21 protein-coding genes are annotated in these 15,689 nt (G+C 63.4%); 9 read left to right on the forward strand and 12 right to left on the reverse strand.

Features of this window, described 5'->3' with window-relative positions; translation table 11 throughout:
• Positions 1-198: 198 nt before the first annotated feature.
• From BM353_RS15280 to BM353_RS15295, 4 genes are all read right to left on the reverse strand, one after another.
• Positions 199-675, reverse strand: coding sequence for a hypothetical protein (locus tag BM353_RS15280; protein WP_092082407.1), 477 nt, complete (start codon positions 673-675; stop codon positions 199-201).
• A 190-nt stretch (positions 676-865) separates the two neighbouring features.
• A complete protein-coding gene (locus BM353_RS15285; protein ID WP_092082409.1) occupies positions 866-2,266 on the reverse strand; it encodes a TRAP transporter large permease in 1,401 nt (466 codons plus the stop codon).
• Between the two features lie 4 nt (positions 2,267-2,270).
• The gene (locus BM353_RS15290) at positions 2,271-2,903 is read right to left on the reverse strand and encodes a TRAP transporter small permease subunit (RefSeq protein ID WP_092082411.1); all 633 of its coding nucleotides are present in this window, start codon (positions 2,901-2,903) and stop codon (positions 2,271-2,273) included.
• 86 nt (positions 2,904-2,989) lie between these two features.
• Positions 2,990-3,994 carry a C4-dicarboxylate TRAP transporter substrate-binding protein gene (locus BM353_RS15295; RefSeq protein ID WP_245759677.1) on the reverse strand — a complete coding sequence of 335 codons (1,005 nt, stop codon included), beginning with the start codon at positions 3,992-3,994 and terminating at the stop codon, positions 2,990-2,992.
• Positions 3,995-4,213: 219 nt separating this feature from the next.
• Here BM353_RS15295 and BM353_RS15300 point away from each other — a divergent pair, with 219 nt between their 5' ends.
• Positions 4,214-4,720: a flavin reductase family protein gene (locus tag BM353_RS15300; protein WP_092082415.1), complete on the forward strand. Its 507-nt coding sequence runs from the start codon at positions 4,214-4,216 to the stop codon at positions 4,718-4,720.
• A gap of 38 nt (positions 4,721-4,758) precedes the next feature.
• On the opposite strand, the gene BM353_RS15305 is transcribed toward BM353_RS15300, so the two are convergent.
• Together BM353_RS15305 and BM353_RS15310 are read right to left on the reverse strand one after the other, a co-directional pair.
• Entirely contained in the window at positions 4,759-5,127 is a 369-nt protein-coding gene (locus tag BM353_RS15305) for a hypothetical protein (protein ID WP_092082417.1), read from the reverse strand.
• Positions 5,128-5,196: 69 nt separating this feature from the next.
• On the reverse strand, positions 5,197-5,511 hold the full coding sequence (locus tag BM353_RS15310; protein WP_092082419.1) for an arsenate reductase family protein: 315 nt from the start codon (positions 5,509-5,511) through the stop codon (positions 5,197-5,199).
• Between the two features lie 223 nt (positions 5,512-5,734).
• Here BM353_RS15310 and BM353_RS15315 point away from each other — a divergent pair, with 223 nt between their 5' ends.
• Positions 5,735-5,941 carry a cold-shock protein gene (locus BM353_RS15315; protein ID WP_092082445.1) on the forward strand — a complete coding sequence of 69 codons (207 nt, stop codon included), beginning with the start codon at positions 5,735-5,737 and terminating at the stop codon, positions 5,939-5,941.
• A gap of 27 nt (positions 5,942-5,968) precedes the next feature.
• On the opposite strand, the gene BM353_RS15320 is transcribed toward BM353_RS15315, so the two are convergent.
• The 3 genes from BM353_RS15320 to BM353_RS15330 all read right to left on the reverse strand — a co-directional run bounded on the left by BM353_RS15320 (position 5,969) and on the right by BM353_RS15330 (position 8,050).
• The gene (locus BM353_RS15320) at positions 5,969-6,274 is read right to left on the reverse strand and encodes a hypothetical protein (protein ID WP_092082421.1); all 306 of its coding nucleotides are present in this window, start codon (positions 6,272-6,274) and stop codon (positions 5,969-5,971) included.
• A 157-nt stretch (positions 6,275-6,431) separates the two neighbouring features.
• Positions 6,432-6,845, reverse strand: coding sequence for a hypothetical protein (locus BM353_RS15325; protein WP_092082423.1), 414 nt, complete (start codon positions 6,843-6,845; stop codon positions 6,432-6,434).
• Entirely contained in the window at positions 6,842-8,050 is a 1,209-nt protein-coding gene (locus BM353_RS15330; RefSeq protein WP_092082425.1) for a pyridoxal phosphate-dependent aminotransferase, read from the reverse strand. The genes BM353_RS15325 and BM353_RS15330 overlap by 4 nt, the downstream gene beginning before the upstream one ends.
• A gap of 147 nt (positions 8,051-8,197) precedes the next feature.
• Between BM353_RS15330 and BM353_RS15335 the strand changes: the two genes are divergently transcribed.
• The 3 genes from BM353_RS15335 to BM353_RS15345 all read left to right on the forward strand — a co-directional run bounded on the left by BM353_RS15335 (position 8,198) and on the right by BM353_RS15345 (position 9,581).
• On the forward strand, positions 8,198-8,587 hold the full coding sequence (locus BM353_RS15335) for a helix-turn-helix domain-containing protein (RefSeq protein WP_092082427.1): 390 nt from the start codon (positions 8,198-8,200) through the stop codon (positions 8,585-8,587).
• On the forward strand, positions 8,584-8,880 hold the full coding sequence (locus BM353_RS15340; RefSeq protein WP_092082429.1) for an FAD assembly factor SdhE: 297 nt from the start codon (positions 8,584-8,586) through the stop codon (positions 8,878-8,880). Before BM353_RS15335 ends, BM353_RS15340 begins: the two co-directional genes overlap by 4 nt.
• 203 nt (positions 8,881-9,083) lie before the next feature.
• Positions 9,084-9,581: a MarR family winged helix-turn-helix transcriptional regulator gene (locus BM353_RS15345; protein ID WP_092082431.1), complete on the forward strand. Its 498-nt coding sequence runs from the start codon at positions 9,084-9,086 to the stop codon at positions 9,579-9,581.
• A 104-nt stretch (positions 9,582-9,685) separates the two neighbouring features.
• On the opposite strand, the gene BM353_RS15350 is transcribed toward BM353_RS15345, so the two are convergent.
• Entirely contained in the window at positions 9,686-10,120 is a 435-nt protein-coding gene (locus BM353_RS15350) for a VOC family protein (protein ID WP_092082433.1), read from the reverse strand.
• Between the two features lie 193 nt (positions 10,121-10,313).
• Between BM353_RS15350 and thyX the strand changes: the two genes are divergently transcribed.
• Both thyX and BM353_RS16730 read left to right on the forward strand, forming a co-directional pair.
• Positions 10,314-11,219, forward strand: a complete 906-nt coding sequence (thyX, locus tag BM353_RS15355; protein WP_092082435.1) for an FAD-dependent thymidylate synthase — start codon at positions 10,314-10,316, stop codon at positions 11,217-11,219.
• Between the two features lie 6 nt (positions 11,220-11,225).
• Positions 11,226-11,912 (forward strand): hypothetical protein, encoded by a 687-nt coding sequence (locus BM353_RS16730; RefSeq protein ID WP_143104191.1) that lies wholly within the window; start codon positions 11,226-11,228, stop codon positions 11,910-11,912.
• Between the two features lie 20 nt (positions 11,913-11,932).
• Here BM353_RS16730 and BM353_RS15360 read toward each other — a convergent pair whose 3' ends face one another.
• Positions 11,933-12,820: an NAD-dependent epimerase/dehydratase family protein gene (locus tag BM353_RS15360; protein WP_092082437.1), complete on the reverse strand. Its 888-nt coding sequence runs from the start codon at positions 12,818-12,820 to the stop codon at positions 11,933-11,935.
• A 118-nt stretch (positions 12,821-12,938) separates the two neighbouring features.
• Between BM353_RS15360 and parE the strand changes: the two genes are divergently transcribed.
• Positions 12,939-14,897, forward strand: coding sequence for a DNA topoisomerase IV subunit B (parE, locus tag BM353_RS15365; RefSeq protein WP_092082439.1), 1,959 nt, complete (start codon positions 12,939-12,941; stop codon positions 14,895-14,897).
• Between the two features lie 11 nt (positions 14,898-14,908).
• On the opposite strand, the gene BM353_RS16735 is transcribed toward parE, so the two are convergent.
• Positions 14,909-15,451 carry an AbiU2 domain-containing protein gene (locus BM353_RS16735; RefSeq protein ID WP_281248132.1) on the reverse strand — a complete coding sequence of 181 codons (543 nt, stop codon included), beginning with the start codon at positions 15,449-15,451 and terminating at the stop codon, positions 14,909-14,911.
• Positions 15,452-15,507: 56 nt separating this feature from the next.
• On the opposite strand from BM353_RS16735, the gene BM353_RS15370 reads away from it, so the two are divergent.
• On the forward strand, positions 15,508-15,689 hold a 182-nt coding region (locus BM353_RS15370), incomplete at its 3' end, for a transposase (protein WP_139132307.1).

Here is a 15,689-nt window from a genome sequence, read left to right on the forward strand (position 1 = left end):
TGTTGGGGTGCGGCAGCTTGCGAGAAGCTGGTGCGGCGCGGGAGCCCATGCGCCTTGTCCCGGCATCTCACGCGTGGAGTGCCGGGCATGTAATTCGCTGGATGATCGCGCGGGCGTGCATCATGCGCGCCTTATACCAGCCCGCGCCCGCGCGTCCAGTGGCGCGATGCGCAGGGTTCGCTCCCGGGCCCCGGGCCCTCAGTGCAGCGTAGCGCCGTGGGGGGCTTGCGGCGCGGCGCAGTCGGGCGCCTCGGTGCGCCCCCCCTCGCCCATGACCATCAGGCCCACCAACTCGGCCGAGCTGACCGCGTGGAGTGCAAGATCCGCGCGCACCAGAAGCGAGGCCAGAAGCACCGCTTCATCGCGATCGCCCGAGGCCGCAGCGGCAACGAAATGCGCAAAAATCGCCTCATCCGCGCCCACGCAATCGCAGGCAACCCCATGGCGCATCATCGGCCGGCGGCCATGCTCGATCATGAGCCCCACCAGCGCCTCAAACTGCTTGAGCCCCTGCCGCGCGCGCACCCCGCCAAGCCGCTCGCACATCTCCGCCCAGACTTCGGCCTGATGGTCGGGCCCCGCGCACCACATGCGCAAGGTCCGGATCAACCGCGCCTCGCCCTGCGGCAAGGCTTTCAGCGATCCAACCGGCACCGCGCCGCGCTCATATCCCATGGCTCTGCTCCGCCTCAACTGGCCCCGTAATCGGGTGCCGGCCCTTTCCTGACTTTTTTTGTCATGTTTGTCAATGGCGGGTTTTTGGGCGCGTGCGGCGTTTGGACCAGCATGCCGTCGTACTGACGCTATCCCGCGAGACGTTTCACCCGATTGGTAATCGAAATGTCGGAAATTCGCGTCTACCGGATCACGCCAATGACGGCAGCCAGAGCACGATGGCGGGGAAGGCTACGAGGAGGGCGATGGTGACCGCGTCGGCGATGAAGAAGGGGGTCACGCCGCGGAAGACGTCCTGGACGGAGAGGTCGTCGCGCACGCCGGCGACCACGAAGCAGTTGAGGCCGATGGGTGGGGTGATCAGGCAGAACTCGGCCATTTTCACCACGAGGATCCCGAACCAGACGGCACACATGGGCCCGGACATGCCAAAGGCGCTCTCTTCGGCGGACACGAAATCGCCGCCGTTGAGGGCCATCACGGCGGGGTAGACGACCGGGAGGGTGAGCAGCAGCATGCCGATCGCGTCCATGAACATCCCCAGCACCGCGTAGGCCAGCAGGATGAAGATCAGCGTCAGCATCGGCGGTTGGTCGAGCCCGGTGATCCAGTCGGAGAACGCGCCCGGCAGGTCGGCGAAGCCGAGGAACCGGACGTAGATCAGCACGCCCCAGATGATGGTGAAGATCATCACCGAGAGCTTGGCGGTTTCCAACAGGGCTGATTTGAGCTCGGGCCAGCGCATCCCGTGCGCCACCGCCCAGCAGAAGACGATGAAGGCGCCGATCGCGCCGCCTTCGGTCGGCGTGCCCCAGGCGTCCTCGCCAAAGGGGTTGTAGACAAAGCCGATGATGATCAGCACCACCGCGACGATGGGCAGCGCGGGCGGCAGGGCAGCGAAGCGCTGGCCCCATGTGAAGCCGCGCACCGGGGGGCCGACGCGTTTGAAGAGCACCGCGAGCCCGACGATGAGCGAGCCGTAGACCACCGCCGAGAAGAGCCCGGGGATGAAGCCCGCGAGCAGCAGCTTGCCCACGTCCTGTTCGACGATGATGGCGTAGATCACGAGGATGGCCGAGGGCGGGATGAGCGAGGCGAGCGTGCCACCTGCGGCGACCACCCCGGCGGCGAAGCGTTTGTCGTAGCCCGCCTTGAGCATCTCGGGGATGGCGATGCGGGCGAAGACGGCGGCGGTGGCGACCGAGGCGCCGGAGACCGCGGCAAAGCCCGCCGTGGCGAAGACTGTCGAGACCGCGAGCCCGCCGGGCAGCCAGCCGAGCCAGCGTTTGGCGGCCTCGAAGAGCGCTTTGGTCAGCCCCGCGTAATAGGCGAGGTAGCCGATGAGGATGAAGGTCGGGATCAGCGAGAGCGCCTGATTGGCGACCTTGCCGTGGGGCACCTGCCCCGCCGTCTTGACCGCGACGCCGAGCGCCCAGCCGAACATCTCCGGATCGTAGCCGCGCTTGGACCAGAAGATCCAGATGAGCCCGATGAGCCCGGCAAGCCCCGCCGCAAAGGCCACGCGCATCCCGATGACCACGAGCAGGACCATGAAGCCCGACACCCAGAGACCGATTTCCACAGAGGTCATGATCTCAGCCCCCCTTCGCGTTGAGCGCTTCGGCTTCTTCCGCCGCGACCTGCGCCGCCGAACGGATGAGCGGCACGGCGACGGGCGCCGCGAGCCCCAGAATGAAGGCGCGGGAATAGCCGGCGAGCTGGATCAGCAGCCGCAGCACCATCACCGAAAACGCCATCGGGACGATGAGTTTGGCCGGCCAGAGCGGCAGGGCGATGTCGATCGTGCTGTCACGGCTCCAGAGCGGGGCGGCGAAATCGAAGCTGCGCTGGAAATGGGCCCAGGTCCCCCAAACCAGCAGGATCATGAGCGCGAGCATTGCCAGCACGCCGAGGATCTCCGCCGCCCAGAGCGCCCGGCCCTTCAGCCGCCCGACGACCAGATCCATGCGGATGTGCGTCCCGTCCCGCTGGGCGTAGGCAATGCCGAGAATGGCGATGAACGGCATGAGCTGTTCGATCCAGTCGACATAGCCCGGCACCGGCCGGTTGAGCAGGTTGCGCCCCGTGACCGAGACCACCGCAAAGAGCATGATCGAAAAGACCGCCAGCCCCGAGACGAGCGCAAAGACCCGCTCCAGCCGCGCGAGATCCCGGTCCAGTCTGCTCAGGAAGGATCCGTCTTCCCGTACCGCTCCGCTGTTTGCCATGCCCTGCCCTTCCTGCGCCGTGTGTGGTTGGACGAAGGGCCGCCCGGCTTCCCGGACGGCCCCGCCTCATGTCTCGGACGCGCGGCTCAATTGCCCGCGCGCGTTTGCTCCAGCGTGTCCATCACCAGATCATAGAGCTCCTGCGCGGGCAGGCCCTGGGCGCTCATGTCGGCGATCCATGTCTCGCGGATCGGATCGGCGGCGATCTTGCGGAATTCGGCGAGCTGGTCTTCAGAGATCGTCACCTTCTCGACCCCTTTTTCCGCCAGCACCTCTTCCCAGCGGTCCAGCAGCGCACCGTAGTTTTCGAGGTAGTAGTCGATCGCCTCGGGCACGGACTCGTCGAGGATCGCGCGATGCTCGTCCGAGAGCGCCGCATAGGCGTCGGTGTTGACCACCACCGGGCAATTGACCGTGCCGGGGTTGAGGTTTTCCGTCCACCAGTCGGCTTCGTCAATGGTGCGGAAGCTCAGGTGCGCGTGTTGCGCGAAGGAAACCGTGTCGACCACGCCCGATTCCATCGCCTGATAGGCTTCCGTCGCGGTGACCGAGGTGGGCACGGCGCCAACGGCCGAGAACGCCTGGCCCAGCCCGCCCGTCGCGCGCACGCGCATCCCGTCGAATTCCGCGAGCTCGTCGCGCGGCTCGCCGGTCCCGACGATGTTGTATTGCGGCATCGGCGAGGTCATGAGCAGCTTGGCGTTCCAGCGACCGAGATCGGCGGCGACCGCCGGGTGGGCATAGACCGCGTGGCTCACCGCGACCTCTTCTTCGAGGGTCGACACCCCGAGAAAGGGCAGCTCCAGCACCGTGATCGAGGGGTTCTTGTCGCGGTGATAGCCCGCGCAGAACTGCGCCATCTCGAAGGCCCCGATGGAGATCCCGTCAAGGTTTTCGGTGTTCTTCGACAGCCCGCCGTAGCTCACGTTGATGGTGAACTCGCCGCCGGATTTCTCCGCAACCAGCTCGGCGAGCTTTTCCACATGTTCGGTGAAGGCCCGGCGCGAGCCCCAGAGCGAGGCGTTCCACTCCACGGCCATGGCTTCGGTGACGAGGCCGGCGCTCAGCGCGGCTGCCACTAGGATCGGCATCCTGCGTGTCATCTGATTATCTCTCCCATTTCTGGGCGCCGCTCCCATCGGCGCCCGACAGCCCCGACGCTAGCCCAGCGGCCCCGGCCTGCCAAGCCCCGAGCACTCAGGCCAGCGGGCGCGCCATGGCTTTGTGTTTGACTTGCCCCCACCGCGCACCGATATCGAGAGCCAACACCGCCCGAAGCCCGACGCCCACAACAAGGACCGCCGCCGCCCGTGACCCAGACCTTCGTCCCCGGCCCCGACACCTCGCGGCACTTCCGCGATGCCCTGGGCTGCTTCTCCACCGGCGTGACCATCGTCACCTGCCGCAGCCCCGAGGGCCCGCTCGGCATCACCGTCAACTCCTTCGCCGCGGTCTCGCTCGATCCGCCGCTTGTGCTGTGGTCCCCGGCCAAGGACTCGGACCGGTACGATGCCTTCATGGCCGCCGAGCACTACGCGATCCATGTCATTGGTTCCGATCAGGAAGCCCTCGCCATGAGCTTTGCCCGCAAAGGCGCGGCCTTCGAGGGGCTGGAGGTGTCAGAGAATGACGCGGGCGTGCCGGTGCTGCCGCAGAGCCTCGCGCGGTTCGATTGCCAGATCGCGGCCCGCCATGACGGGGGCGATCATTCGATCCTCGTGGGCCGGGTGCTGCTCGCCCAGCATCGCGGCGGCGAGCCGCTGCTCTTCGTGCGCGGCAAATTCGGCCGGTTCATGGGCGTGAAAGACGGCGGCTGAGCGCAGGCCGCGACCGGTCCTGGAAAGAAAGGCGCCGCCTAAAAATGCGCCTTGGGCTCGTCGGGCTTGCCCGCCGCCAAGGCCATCACCCCGCCGAGCCCCGCAAAGGCGATGGGGAACATGGTGAAGACGTTGAAACCGAAAGCGGCAAAGAGCCCCGCCGCCGAGAGCAGCAGTAGCGCCCCACCCCAGAGCGCACGCGCCTTGGCCATTGCCCCGCCCGCGATCGCGAGCAGCGGCGAGAGGATCGACACCGCCCGCACAAGGCCGGGCTTGTCGAACATGCCGAAGGTCTGCTCGACCCCGTCATAGCGCGCCACAAGCTCGGTATAGCCGAAGCCGAAAAACCCCACGATCATGCCGATCGCCCCGGCAATGATGCCCAATGTCAATGCGGCGTTGCGCATGCCCGCTCTCCTGTCCTGCCCCGGCGCGGCGCCCGGATGTTCGCGCCCCAGATATGCGCTCGGGCGCGATTAGCCAAGCAGCGCGGCCTGCACGTCCTTGCCCCAGCCCAGATGGAGCGCGGTGTCATCGTCGATCAGGGGCCGTTTCATCAGCGCCGGATGGGCCTCCAGCAGCTCCAGCGGCGGACGCGCGCGCTCAGCCTCCGAAAGCCCCCGCCAGGTGGTCGAGCGTGTGTTGAGCAGCGCCGCGCCAAAGGTCTCGAAGGCCCGCGCCCGCAGCTCCGGCGCCATCGGCATATGCCGGATGTCGATCACTTCGGCCCCGTCCAGCGCTTTGGCGGCCTTGCGGCAGGTGTCACAAGTTTTCAGCCCATAGATTCGCATGATTTCTCCTAGTTTGCCCTTAGGTTTGTCCAAGTTTCAGCGATCATTTCAGCCAAGGCATTGAAATCGCTTTACTCGCAAAGCTTGATTTTTTCGACGTGCGTGCAATCCTACGTAGTGTAACCGGTCACAATTTCCGAAATCCGCGAGGTGATCGCGAGAGCTTGGCGCCGGTTTCCGGACCGGGCCGTTCCCGGATTTGAGTGACGACAAGGAGAAGACGATGCCCAACGGCACCGTGAAATGGTTCAACACCACGAAGGGTTACGGGTTCATTGAGCCCGAAACGGGAGAGAAGGATGTGTTCGTCCATATTTCCGCAGTCGAACGATCCGGCCTGACGGGGTTGTCCGACAATCAGAAGGTCAGTTTCGAGTTCGAAGAAGGCCGCGACGGGCGCAAGATGGCCGGACAGCTCAAGCCGCTGTGACGCGTTGAGCCGAACACACCGCGCAAGTCAGTCCGACCGCGCGGCATAGATCATGACCGCTGCCGTCAGCAGCAAGACCCCCTGAACGGAGACATCGCCGATTACCTCTTTGGGCCCGGCCACGGCGGGCGAGCGCGCGCTGTGGTCGGTCACTTGCGTAGAGATGAACGGATCCTGCGCGGCCGGCGCGGGCGCGGCGCTTTGCGCGCGCCCCTCCGCCGACGTCGTCTGGGCCGTCGCGAGCAGCATCGCAAGGCCGACCGCCAGCGCGCGCCGGGTGGCGCGGGGCGTTCTCTGCTCGGGATAGGGTTGGTGAGTGCTGAACTGTGTCATGCCGGCTCGCGCCTCCGGGGTGGGCCAGCCTCTCGTCGCAAGGGCTGGGCTTGATTGATCAGGCCGCCAACGCGGCCGCTCGTCCGGCAACCCGGCCCTGAGCATCGCGGCGCATGCTACAACAGATCGCACAGGACACAAGCGCGCATCCGATGCCTCAGCCGTCATCCTCCGCCCGGCCGCGCCGCGCCCCCTTGGCACGCACCAGCGCACTGCGCAGATCGTGCAGCGCAAGCAGAAGCGGCTCGGTCCCTGCCTCGAGATGCTCGTCCGTCGCTCGGCTCTGAACCCAATGTGCCGTGCGGTTCACATGGTCGATCAGCGCGGGCAAACGGGCGGCGTCCTCGCGGTCGATCTCGGCCCGCCGCGCCTCGAGCCAGCGCGCGATTTGGGCCGCCTCGTCGCGCGCGATCTCGGCCCCGCCAAGCGCGCGCACTTCGCCGCTGCGCATCGCCACGGAGGCCAGCGGCAGAAGCTCCAGCGCCCCGCCCGCCCCCTCGGCCCGGACGCGAAACACCGTCGCGCCATTCTCGCGCCGGCGAAAATAGAGGTCTGGCAACGCGTCGCTCATCCCCGCTCAAGCTCTGCGCAGAATCGCGCGATCCGGGTGCAGGCCTCGGCGAGCACATCGTCCGCCGCCGCGTAGCTTACCCGGAAATGCGGGCTGAGCCCGAAGGCCGCCCCGAAGACGACCGCGACGCCCACGCTCTCCAAAAGCTTGATGCAGAAGACCTCGTCATTCTCGATCACCGTCCCGTCCGGGCAGCGCGCGCCGATGAGCCCGGCGATGGAGGGGTAGACGTAGAACGCCCCCTCCGGCACCGGGCAAGTGATCCCGTCGATCTCATTGAGGGCCGCAACAACAAGATCGCGCCGCCGCCGGAAGAGCCCGGCATTCGCGGCGAGCCCGTCTTGCGGGCCAACCAGCGCGGCCACTGCGGCCCACTGGCTGATCGAACTTGGGTTGGTGGTCGACTGGCTCTGGATCTTGCGCATCGCGGAAATGAGGTGCTCCGGCCCGCCCGCGTAGCCGATGCGCCAGCCGGTCATCGCATAGGCTTTGGAGACGCCGTTGACCGTCAGGACCCGGCCCTTCAGGCGCGGCTCCACCTGCGCAGGGCTGTAGAATTCGAACCCGTCGTAGACGATGTGCTCATACATGTCGTCGGACATGAGCCACACATGCGGATGGCGCAGCAGCACGTCCGTAAGTCCCTTGAGCTCAAGCTTGGTATACCCCGCGCCGCAGGGGTTCGACGGCGAGTTGAAGATGACCCACTTGGTCCGCTCGGTGATCGCCGCCTCCAGCGCCTCGGGCGTGAGCTTGAACCCGCTCGCAAGCGTCGTCTCCGCGATCACCGGAACCCCGCCGCCAAGCCGCACCATGTCGGGATAGCTCACCCAGTAGGGTGCGGGGATCACCACCTCGTCGCCGGGATTGAGCGTCGCCATCAGCGCGTTGTAAAGCACCTGCTTGCCGCCGGTCCCAACGCTGATCTCCGCCGCACTGTACTCCAGCCCGTTGTCCCGCGCGAACTTGGCGCGGATCGCCGATTTCAGCTCGGCGATCCCATCGACGGCGGTGTATTTCGTCCGCCCCTCCTCGATCGCGCGGATCGCGGCGGCCTTGATATGCTCGGGCGTGTCGAAATCGGGCTCGCCCGCCGAAAGGCCGATCACATCCTTCCCCGCGGCTTTCATCTCTTGGGCGAGGACGGTCATCGCCACGGTGGGAGACGGTTTGACGCGGTCAAGCGTCGCGGACAGGAAGGACATGCGCCCGGGCCTCATGGTTTGTAACTGATGCCCGGGTGTCTTAGGGTGCGCCGCGCAGGCAATCAAGGCCACGCCATTCGGCCAGGCAATTCGGCGCCCCGCCCTCCCGGGTCGCGCGCCGCTGCACCAAAAAGGAGAGCAGGTTCCATGGACGGAGACTGGTACAGCACCGAGACCGCCACATTCGGCGATCGGCTCACCGCCGCGCGCGAGGCAACGGGCCTTGCCCAAAAGGAGCTCGCCCGCCGGCTCGGCGTCAAGCTCCGCACGGTCGATGACTGGGAAAACGATCTCTCCGAGCCACGCGCCAACAAGCTGGCGATGATGGCCGGGCTGCTCGGCGTTTCGGTCGGCTGGCTGCTCACCGGCGAAGGCGACGGGCTCGAGCCGCCGCAGGACAGCAGCGACCATGAAAGCGGCGGCGAGGCTGGCGCGATCCTGCTGGAGCTGCGCGAATTGCGCACGCAAATGCTGCTCGGGGCCGAACGGCTCGCGCGGCTGGAAAAACGCCTGCGCCAGATGGGGACGGCGGAATGAGCGCCCCCGAGGCGAGCGAGACACCGCAAAACCGGCTCAAACGGCTGCACATGCGGTCGATCCGGCGCGGCATCCGCGAGATGGACCTGATCCTGTCGCGCTTTGCCGAGACCGACCTGCCCGAGCTCGGCCCTACGGAGCTCGACCTTTACGAGGCGCTGCTGAGTGAGAACGATCAGGATCTTTACCGTTGGGTGACGGGCCAGGCCGCGCCGCCCGAGGTCTATGCACCCTTGATGACGCGGATCGTGACGGGAATCGTGCCCGGTCTGGGTGGCCCACGCGGCGCCTGACCCGGCGTCACAGCCGCGCCCCGGCCCGGCGCCCGTCCCGAAGGCGGCCCGGGCGCCATGCTCCAAGCCCCTTTCTCAAAGCGCTTTTTAACCAGACCGGCCGGGTTCTCCGGGAAAATCTGTCAGCTTTTCCAATACGTTTAACCGAAAATTTCCGAAATCACGCGAAAACTCCGAAGCAAGAAATTGATTTGGAGTAAACCATGAGCGCTCATGACCAGATTGCCTCATTGCCCGAGCTGAGCCTGGGGGGAAGCTATCTCGAAGCCCTCGCGATGGTCGAGCGCCTCCACCGGCTCTTGCTCGACGTGATCAAGGACGAATTCGAGCGGCTCGGTGTGCTGGAGATCAACGCGGTTCAGGGGCTCTTGCTGTTCAACATCGGCGACAACGAGGTGACCGCGGGTGAGCTCAAGACGCGCGGCTACTATCAGGGCAGCAACGTCAGCTACAACCTCAAGAAGCTCGTCGAATGTGGCTTCATGCACCACGAGCGCTGCGAGGTCGATCGCCGCTCGGTGCGCGTCCGCCTCACGGAAAAGGGACGCAAGATCCGCGATGTGGTCCACGATCTCTTCGCCCGGCACGCGGCGGGCATGGAGAGCAAAGGCGTCATGGACGGCCCGACCCTCGAAGACATCACCGCCACGCTGCGCCGGCTGGAGCGCTACTGGTCCGACCAGATCCGCTACATCTACTGAGCCCGCTCCCGGGTGCGTTGCGGGCGCATCCCGCGCGCCCACAGCCGGAGAGGCCGCGCCTCCCCCCTCGCCCGCGCCGCGCGCGGTGCCCTACCTTATCCGCCTCACCAATGCCCGGTGTTGCCCATGCTGGCCCAAGGTTCCTGCGGCGCAAGCGCCTCGCCCCGCTGCAACAGCTCGATCGAGACATTGTCGGGGCTGCGCACAAAGGCCATGTGCCCGTCGCGCGGGGGCCGGTTGATCGTTATCCCCGCATCCATAAGCGTCTGGCAAAGCGCGTAAATATCGTCGACCCGATAGGCCAGATGCCCAAAATGCCGCGAATCCGACGGCAGGCCCTCATCGCCATCCCAGTTGTAGGTCAGCTCGACATCCGCCGTCCCGTCTGCCTGTCCCGGCGGGCACAGGAACACCAGCGTGAAGCGCCCGCCCTCGTTCTCGATGCGGCGCCGCTCGGTGAGCCCGAGAAGCTCGTAAAACTTGATCGACGCGTCCAGATCCTTCACCCGAACCATGGTGTGCAGATATTCTATGCCCATCGGGGCCTCCTTTAGCTGAGACATCCGGCGCAGTCTCCCCGCGCCCGCTGGCGCAGAGCCTAGAGCGTTTCGCGCCGCCGTCCAATCACCAAAACCCACCCGCATGACGCGGTTCCGCAGAGCCGGCCCGCAAGATATAGTGGTCTGCGACTCAACAAAGACCGCACAATCCCGCCCAGAAGGAGCGCCGCACATGACCCTCACCCCCGAGCAGCAGGCCGAGATCGAAGAGCAGCGCGGCACCACGCGGCAAACCCTGCGCGCCACCAGCCCCGGCATGGAGGCCCACCTCTACACCGCCTACCCGGTGCTCGACCACGGGCTCGTCCGGGTCATCGACTACATGGGCGACGACGAAGCCATCTGTCAGGCCGCCCGCGTCTCCTACGGCCGCGGCACCAAGTCGGTCCAGAATGACGAAGGCCTGATCCGCTACCTCATGCGCCACTGGCACTCGACCCCCTTCGAGATGTGCGAAATCAAGCTCCACGTGAAGCTCCCCGTCTTCGTCGCCCGCCAGTGGATCCGCCACCGGACAGCCAACGTCAACGAATACTCCGCCCGCTACTCGATCCTCGACCGCGAATTCTACATCCCCCAGCCCGAACACCTCGCCGCCCAGTCGGTGGTCAACAACCAGGGCCGGGGCGAAGCGCTCTCCGGCGAAGAGGCCGACCGCGTGTTGCGCTACCTGCGCGACGACGCCATGCGCGCCTATGACCACTACGAGGAAATGATCAGCGACGACGGCCAACAAGGCCTCGCCCGCGAACTCGCGCGCATGAACCTGCCCGCCAATATCTACACCCAATGGTACTGGAAGGTGGACCTGCACAACCTGCTGCACTTCCTGCGCCTGCGCGCCGACGCCCACGCCCAATACGAAATCCGCGTCTACGCCGAAGAAATCTGCAAAATCGTCGCCGATTGGGTCCCCTTTGCCTACAAAGCCTTCGAAGACTACCGCATGGGCGGCACCACCCTCTCGGCCACAGCCCTTGATTGCGTCCGCCGAACGCTGAAAGGTGAAGAGATTACACAGGAGAATTCCGGCATGTCCAAAGGGGAATGGCGTGAGTTTGAGGGTTTAATGAGATAGCTATTTATGACTGAAAAAGTTGACAAAAATCTTGCGCGCCTCAAAATTGAGCTTCGAGGCCTCGAAAGAGCAAATAGTGATCTCGCGAATGCAAAAGATAGCACGGATGCTCATTTGGCTTGGGCCAACTTCGTACGGCATTTGAAGCTATCCCTGAACTTGGTTTTTAGAATCGGTAAGGATAACCCCAAACGCCGACCTATAGCTTGGAAAAGAGAAAATTTCGCATCTGCAGACAAATTCGTCAGATTTATGGTCCAGAGCAGAAATCACATTGATCACCCAGAGGACGAATTCAAAAGAGATTTAGTTAGCGGGGAGTTGCTCGACACTCATTTGATTGTTGCACCAGACGCCTCCGGTGGAGGCTTAATGAGAATACCTTTTGGTCAAGACCTTACGATGATAAATTGCAGCTTAAACGGCCATCCAATAAGCGGTACCATTGAATGGGCTGAAAGGCGAATTGCGAAAGTCGTCGGAAACATACCTGCCGTGATACGTAATCGTGATTTTTATGTATCAACGATCACGGACCAAGAGGGAAAATCAATCCCAGTTCCTTTGCACCCAAATCTAAACGTAAAGCAAAGCGCTGGTGAACTTGCCAAATACGGCGTTGCATGGATTGATGAAAGTCTGAATCTTTTACTCACAGATGAACAGAGGGAATTTCTTTCCTTATCAATCTAGCTGATTTTTCTGCAAGATTTTTAAACCTCGGTGGTCAGCACGTCGCGCCAGCTGTGTTTGGGGGCGAATCCGACGAGCTTTTGCGCCTTGGTGATGTCGTAAAACGTCTCCCGTTCGCCCATCTCGCGCGTGACCGGCACACCCTCGTAGTAGCGCCGGCGCACCTCCGCGTTGCTGATCCCCACCGAAAGATCGGGGTTCGCGACGTTGAAAACCTCGTAGCCGAGCCCGTCGGTTTTGAGGCAACAGTCCACCATATGCCCCAGATCGCGCGCATCGATATAAGCGAATATGTTGCGGCGGCGGAGTGACGGGTCCTTCATGAAGGCCGGAAAATTCGCAGCGTATTCATGGGGTTCGATCACGTTGTTGATGCGAAGCCCGTAGATGTCGATGCCCGATCTAGCCTGAAAGCTCCGCCCGCAGGCCTCGTTGGCGACCTTCGACATGGCGTAGCTGTCATGCGGCACGGTGGGGTGCGCCTCGTCCACCGGCAGGTAGTCCGGCTTGAGATCGCCATGGGCAAAGCAGACGGCGTAAGTCGTTTCGCTGGAGGCGAAAATCACCTTCGGGATCCCCAGTTTGACCGCCGCTTCCATGACGTTGTAGGTGCTCATCGTGTTGATGCGAAACGTCTCCTGATCGGGTTTGATCATGATCCGCGGGATGGCCGCGAAATGCACCACCGCGTCAAACCGCGGCGTCGCGGGCTTTTCGAGATCGTCAAAATTCTTCATGGATGTCAGCGCATTAAAGACCGATCCTGAGTCCGTCAGATCGACCTGCAGCGAGTCGCACCCCTCCAGCGGCGCAAGATCGAGGTTCAGCACCTCATGCCCCTGCGCCTGCAGATAGGCGACCGCGTGCCGCCCTGCCTTGCCCGATCCGCCCGTGAATGCAATCCGCATGTGTCCCTCCGTTTTGCCCTCAGCATGGCGCTACGGCAGCGCGCGTCAATCGTCTTTTCCAAGCCCCCGCGCTCTGTCATACTCACCGCAAAACAAAGCCCCAAAAAAGTGAGCAGCCATGGCCGATGACCTCCTGACCGCGACGGATGGCGGGGAATACAACGCCTCGCAGATCGAAGTCCTTGAAGGGCTCGAACCGGTGCGCAAACGCCCCGGCATGTATATCGGCGGCACCGACGAGCGCGCGCTCCATCACATGGTGGCCGAGATCCTCGACAACTCGATGGACGAGGCCGTGGCGGGCCATGCCAACCGCATCGAGATCACGCTGAATGCCGATTTTTCCCTTACGGTTCAAGATAATGGCCGGGGCATTCCGATCGATCCGCACCCCAAGTTTCCGGGCAAGTCGGCGCTTGAGGTGATCCTCTGCACGCTGCATGCGGGGGGCAAGTTTTCGGGCAAGGCCTATGAGACATCGGGCGGGTTGCACGGGGTTGGCGCGTCGGTTGTGAACGCGCTGTCGGACAGTCTGGTGGTGCAGGTAGCGCGGAACCGGGAGCTCTATGAGCAGCGGTTTTCGCGGGGCGTCCCCCAGGGCGGGGTCGAGAAGATCGGCGCTGCGCCCAACCGGCGCGGGACGACCGTGACCTTCCACGCGGACCCCGAGATTTTCGGCCATCATCGCTTCAAGCCCGCGCGCGTTTTCAAGATGGTCCGCTCCAAGGCCTACCTTTTTTCCGGCGTCGAGATCCGTTGGAAGAGCTACATCGATGACGGCGAGACGCCGAACGAGGCGAGCTTCCATTTCCCCGGCGGGCTGTCGGATTACCTCACCGAAACGCTCGGATCCGCCTCCACCTACGCGGACAAGCCCTTTGCCGGTGTGGTTGATTTCAAAGAGAAATTCGGCGTTCCAGGTAAGGTGGAATGGGCAATCAACTGGACGCCCTCACGCGATGGGTTCATCCAGTCCTACTGCAACACGGTGCCCACGCCGGAAGGCGGCACGCATGAGGCCGGCTTTTGGGCTGCGATCCTCAAGGGGATCCGTGCCTATGGCGAGCTGGTGGGCAACAAGAAGGCGGCGCAGATTACGCGCGAGGACCTGACGGCGGGCGGCTGCGCGCTGGTGTCCTGCTTCATCCGCGAGCCGGAATTCGTCGGCCAGACGAAGGACCGGCTGGCGACGACGGAGGCGCAGCGGCTGGTCGAGAACTCTGTGCGCGATCACTTCGACAACTGGCTCGCGGCGGATACGAAATCGGCCGGGTCGATCCTCGATTTCCTCGTCTTGCGGGCAGAAGAGCGCCTTCGGCGGCGGCAGGAGAAGGAAACGGCGCGCAAATCAGCAACGAAGAAACTGCGGCTTCCGGGCAAGTTGGTTGACTGTTCGGCCACGGCGCGGGACGGGACCGAGCTCTTCATCGTGGAGGGCGACTCGGCGGGCGGATCGGCCAAGATGGCGCGCGATCGCAAGACCCAGGCGCTGCTGCCGCTGCGGGGCAAGATCCTCAACGTGCTCGGGGCGGCCTCGTCGAAGCTGGGCACCAACGCCGAAATCAGTGACCTGACCCAGGCGCTCGGCACCGGGCTCGGGACGCGCTTCAACATCGACGATTTACGCTATGACAAGATCATCATCATGACCGACGCGGACGTGGACGGCGCGCATATCGCCTCGCTGCTCATGACGTTTTTCTTCACCCAGATGCGCCCGCTCATCGACCACGGCCACCTCTACCTCGCCTGCCCGCCGCTCTACCGGCTGACCCAAGGCGCGCGCCGGGTCTACTGCCTCGACGAGGCGGAGCGCGACATCTGGCTCGACAAGGGCCTCGGCGGCAAGGGCAAGATCGACGTCTCGCGCTTCAAGGGCCTTGGTGAAATGGACGCCAAGGACCTGAAGGAAACCACGATGGACCCGGGGTCGCGCAAGCTCATCCGGGTGACGATTGACGAGGACGAACCGGGGGAGACCGGGGACCTTGTGGAACGGCTGATGGGGAAAAAGCCGGAACTGCGGTTTCAGTATATTCAGGAAAATGCGCGGTTTGTTGAGGAGTTGGATGTTTAGTCGATGACTAGTTATGGATCATCTCGTTGAAGCCAATCGGGAATTCGTTCGCGCGAGACTTCTAGGCTTTGCAGTTCCGCAGATTTGCCAACTTGCCGTAACCTATCATAAAGTTCCCTCTGCTCTCGCATAACTTTGGCGCCAAAGTATAGCGCCTTGAGGAAGTCTCGTTCGTCGTTCGTTTGTGATATCGGCCTCAAATCCATATCCACATTCATATATTCAGAACAAACCCACTTTATAACCTCGGCAATCTTATCAATAGATATATTGATCATGCGGCGACTAACATCTTCCAATGGGACGCCTCCCTGCATCGTTGCTAGATCTGCGTGGGCAATCAGCTTGTTCGACAAATTTCTGGCAAAATCGCAATTATTCATAGCAGAATCAATTCGCGACTGAAGGATCGGATCTTGTTTGCCAACATAGTTGCTAAAACCACGAACCGTAATCGATTTATTTTCGCCCCGTTTGTCCTGATAGGGGTCGGAAAGCCTTCGCAAGCCTAGCAGGCATCTTTCCATCAGAATCCGCTGTAGTACTAGGGTCAGGACCCATTGATTTCATTGAGGCGTCATGATTCACCGTCCGAAAACAGAGCGGTGACATGTCTGATCTTTTCTGGTTGAGCGACGCGCAGATGGCGCGCCTGGAGCCTTACTTCCCGAAGTCCCACGGCAAGCCACGCGTCGATGATCGTCGTGTTCTGAGCGGGATTATCTTCATCAACCGCAATGGGTTGCGTTGGCGGGATGCTCCGAAGGAATATGGCCCTCACAAGACGCTCTA

Source organism: Poseidonocella sedimentorum (genome assembly GCF_900116005.1).
GTDB classification, from domain to species: Bacteria; Pseudomonadota; Alphaproteobacteria; order Rhodobacterales; family Rhodobacteraceae; genus Poseidonocella; species Poseidonocella sedimentorum.

Excerpts from the sequence above, each read along its gene's own strand:
- BM353_RS15280 (WP_092082407.1), bottom strand. The coding sequence starts at position 675 with ATGGGATATGAGCGCGGCGCGGTGCCGGTTGGATCGCTGAAAGCCTTG.
- BM353_RS15285 (WP_092082409.1), bottom strand. The coding sequence starts at position 2,266 with ATGACCTCTGTGGAAATCGGTCTCTGGGTGTCGGGCTTCATGGTCCTG.
- BM353_RS15290 (WP_092082411.1), bottom strand. The coding sequence starts at position 2,903 with ATGGCAAACAGCGGAGCGGTACGGGAAGACGGATCCTTCCTGAGCAGA.
- BM353_RS15295 (WP_245759677.1), bottom strand. The coding sequence starts at position 3,994 with ATGCCGATCCTAGTGGCAGCCGCGCTGAGCGCCGGCCTCGTCACCGAA.
- BM353_RS15305 (WP_092082417.1), bottom strand. The coding sequence starts at position 5,127 with ATGCGCAACGCCGCATTGACATTGGGCATCATTGCCGGGGCGATCGGC.
- BM353_RS15310 (WP_092082419.1), bottom strand. The coding sequence starts at position 5,511 with ATGCGAATCTATGGGCTGAAAACTTGTGACACCTGCCGCAAGGCCGCC.
- BM353_RS15315 (WP_092082445.1), top strand. The coding sequence starts at position 5,735 with ATGCCCAACGGCACCGTGAAATGGTTCAACACCACGAAGGGTTACGGG.
- BM353_RS15320 (WP_092082421.1), bottom strand. The coding sequence starts at position 6,274 with ATGACACAGTTCAGCACTCACCAACCCTATCCCGAGCAGAGAACGCCC.
- BM353_RS15325 (WP_092082423.1), bottom strand. The coding sequence starts at position 6,845 with ATGAGCGACGCGTTGCCAGACCTCTATTTTCGCCGGCGCGAGAATGGC.
- BM353_RS15330 (WP_092082425.1), bottom strand. The coding sequence starts at position 8,050 with ATGTCCTTCCTGTCCGCGACGCTTGACCGCGTCAAACCGTCTCCCACC.
- BM353_RS15335 (WP_092082427.1), top strand. The coding sequence starts at position 8,198 with ATGGACGGAGACTGGTACAGCACCGAGACCGCCACATTCGGCGATCGG.
- BM353_RS15340 (WP_092082429.1), top strand. The coding sequence starts at position 8,584 with ATGAGCGCCCCCGAGGCGAGCGAGACACCGCAAAACCGGCTCAAACGG.
- BM353_RS15345 (WP_092082431.1), top strand. The coding sequence starts at position 9,084 with ATGAGCGCTCATGACCAGATTGCCTCATTGCCCGAGCTGAGCCTGGGG.
- BM353_RS15350 (WP_092082433.1), bottom strand. The coding sequence starts at position 10,120 with ATGGGCATAGAATATCTGCACACCATGGTTCGGGTGAAGGATCTGGAC.
- thyX (WP_092082435.1), top strand. The coding sequence starts at position 10,314 with ATGACCCTCACCCCCGAGCAGCAGGCCGAGATCGAAGAGCAGCGCGGC.
- BM353_RS16730 (WP_143104191.1), top strand. The coding sequence starts at position 11,226 with ATGACTGAAAAAGTTGACAAAAATCTTGCGCGCCTCAAAATTGAGCTT.
- BM353_RS15360 (WP_092082437.1), bottom strand. The coding sequence starts at position 12,820 with ATGCGGATTGCATTCACGGGCGGATCGGGCAAGGCAGGGCGGCACGCG.
- parE (WP_092082439.1), top strand. The coding sequence starts at position 12,939 with ATGGCCGATGACCTCCTGACCGCGACGGATGGCGGGGAATACAACGCC.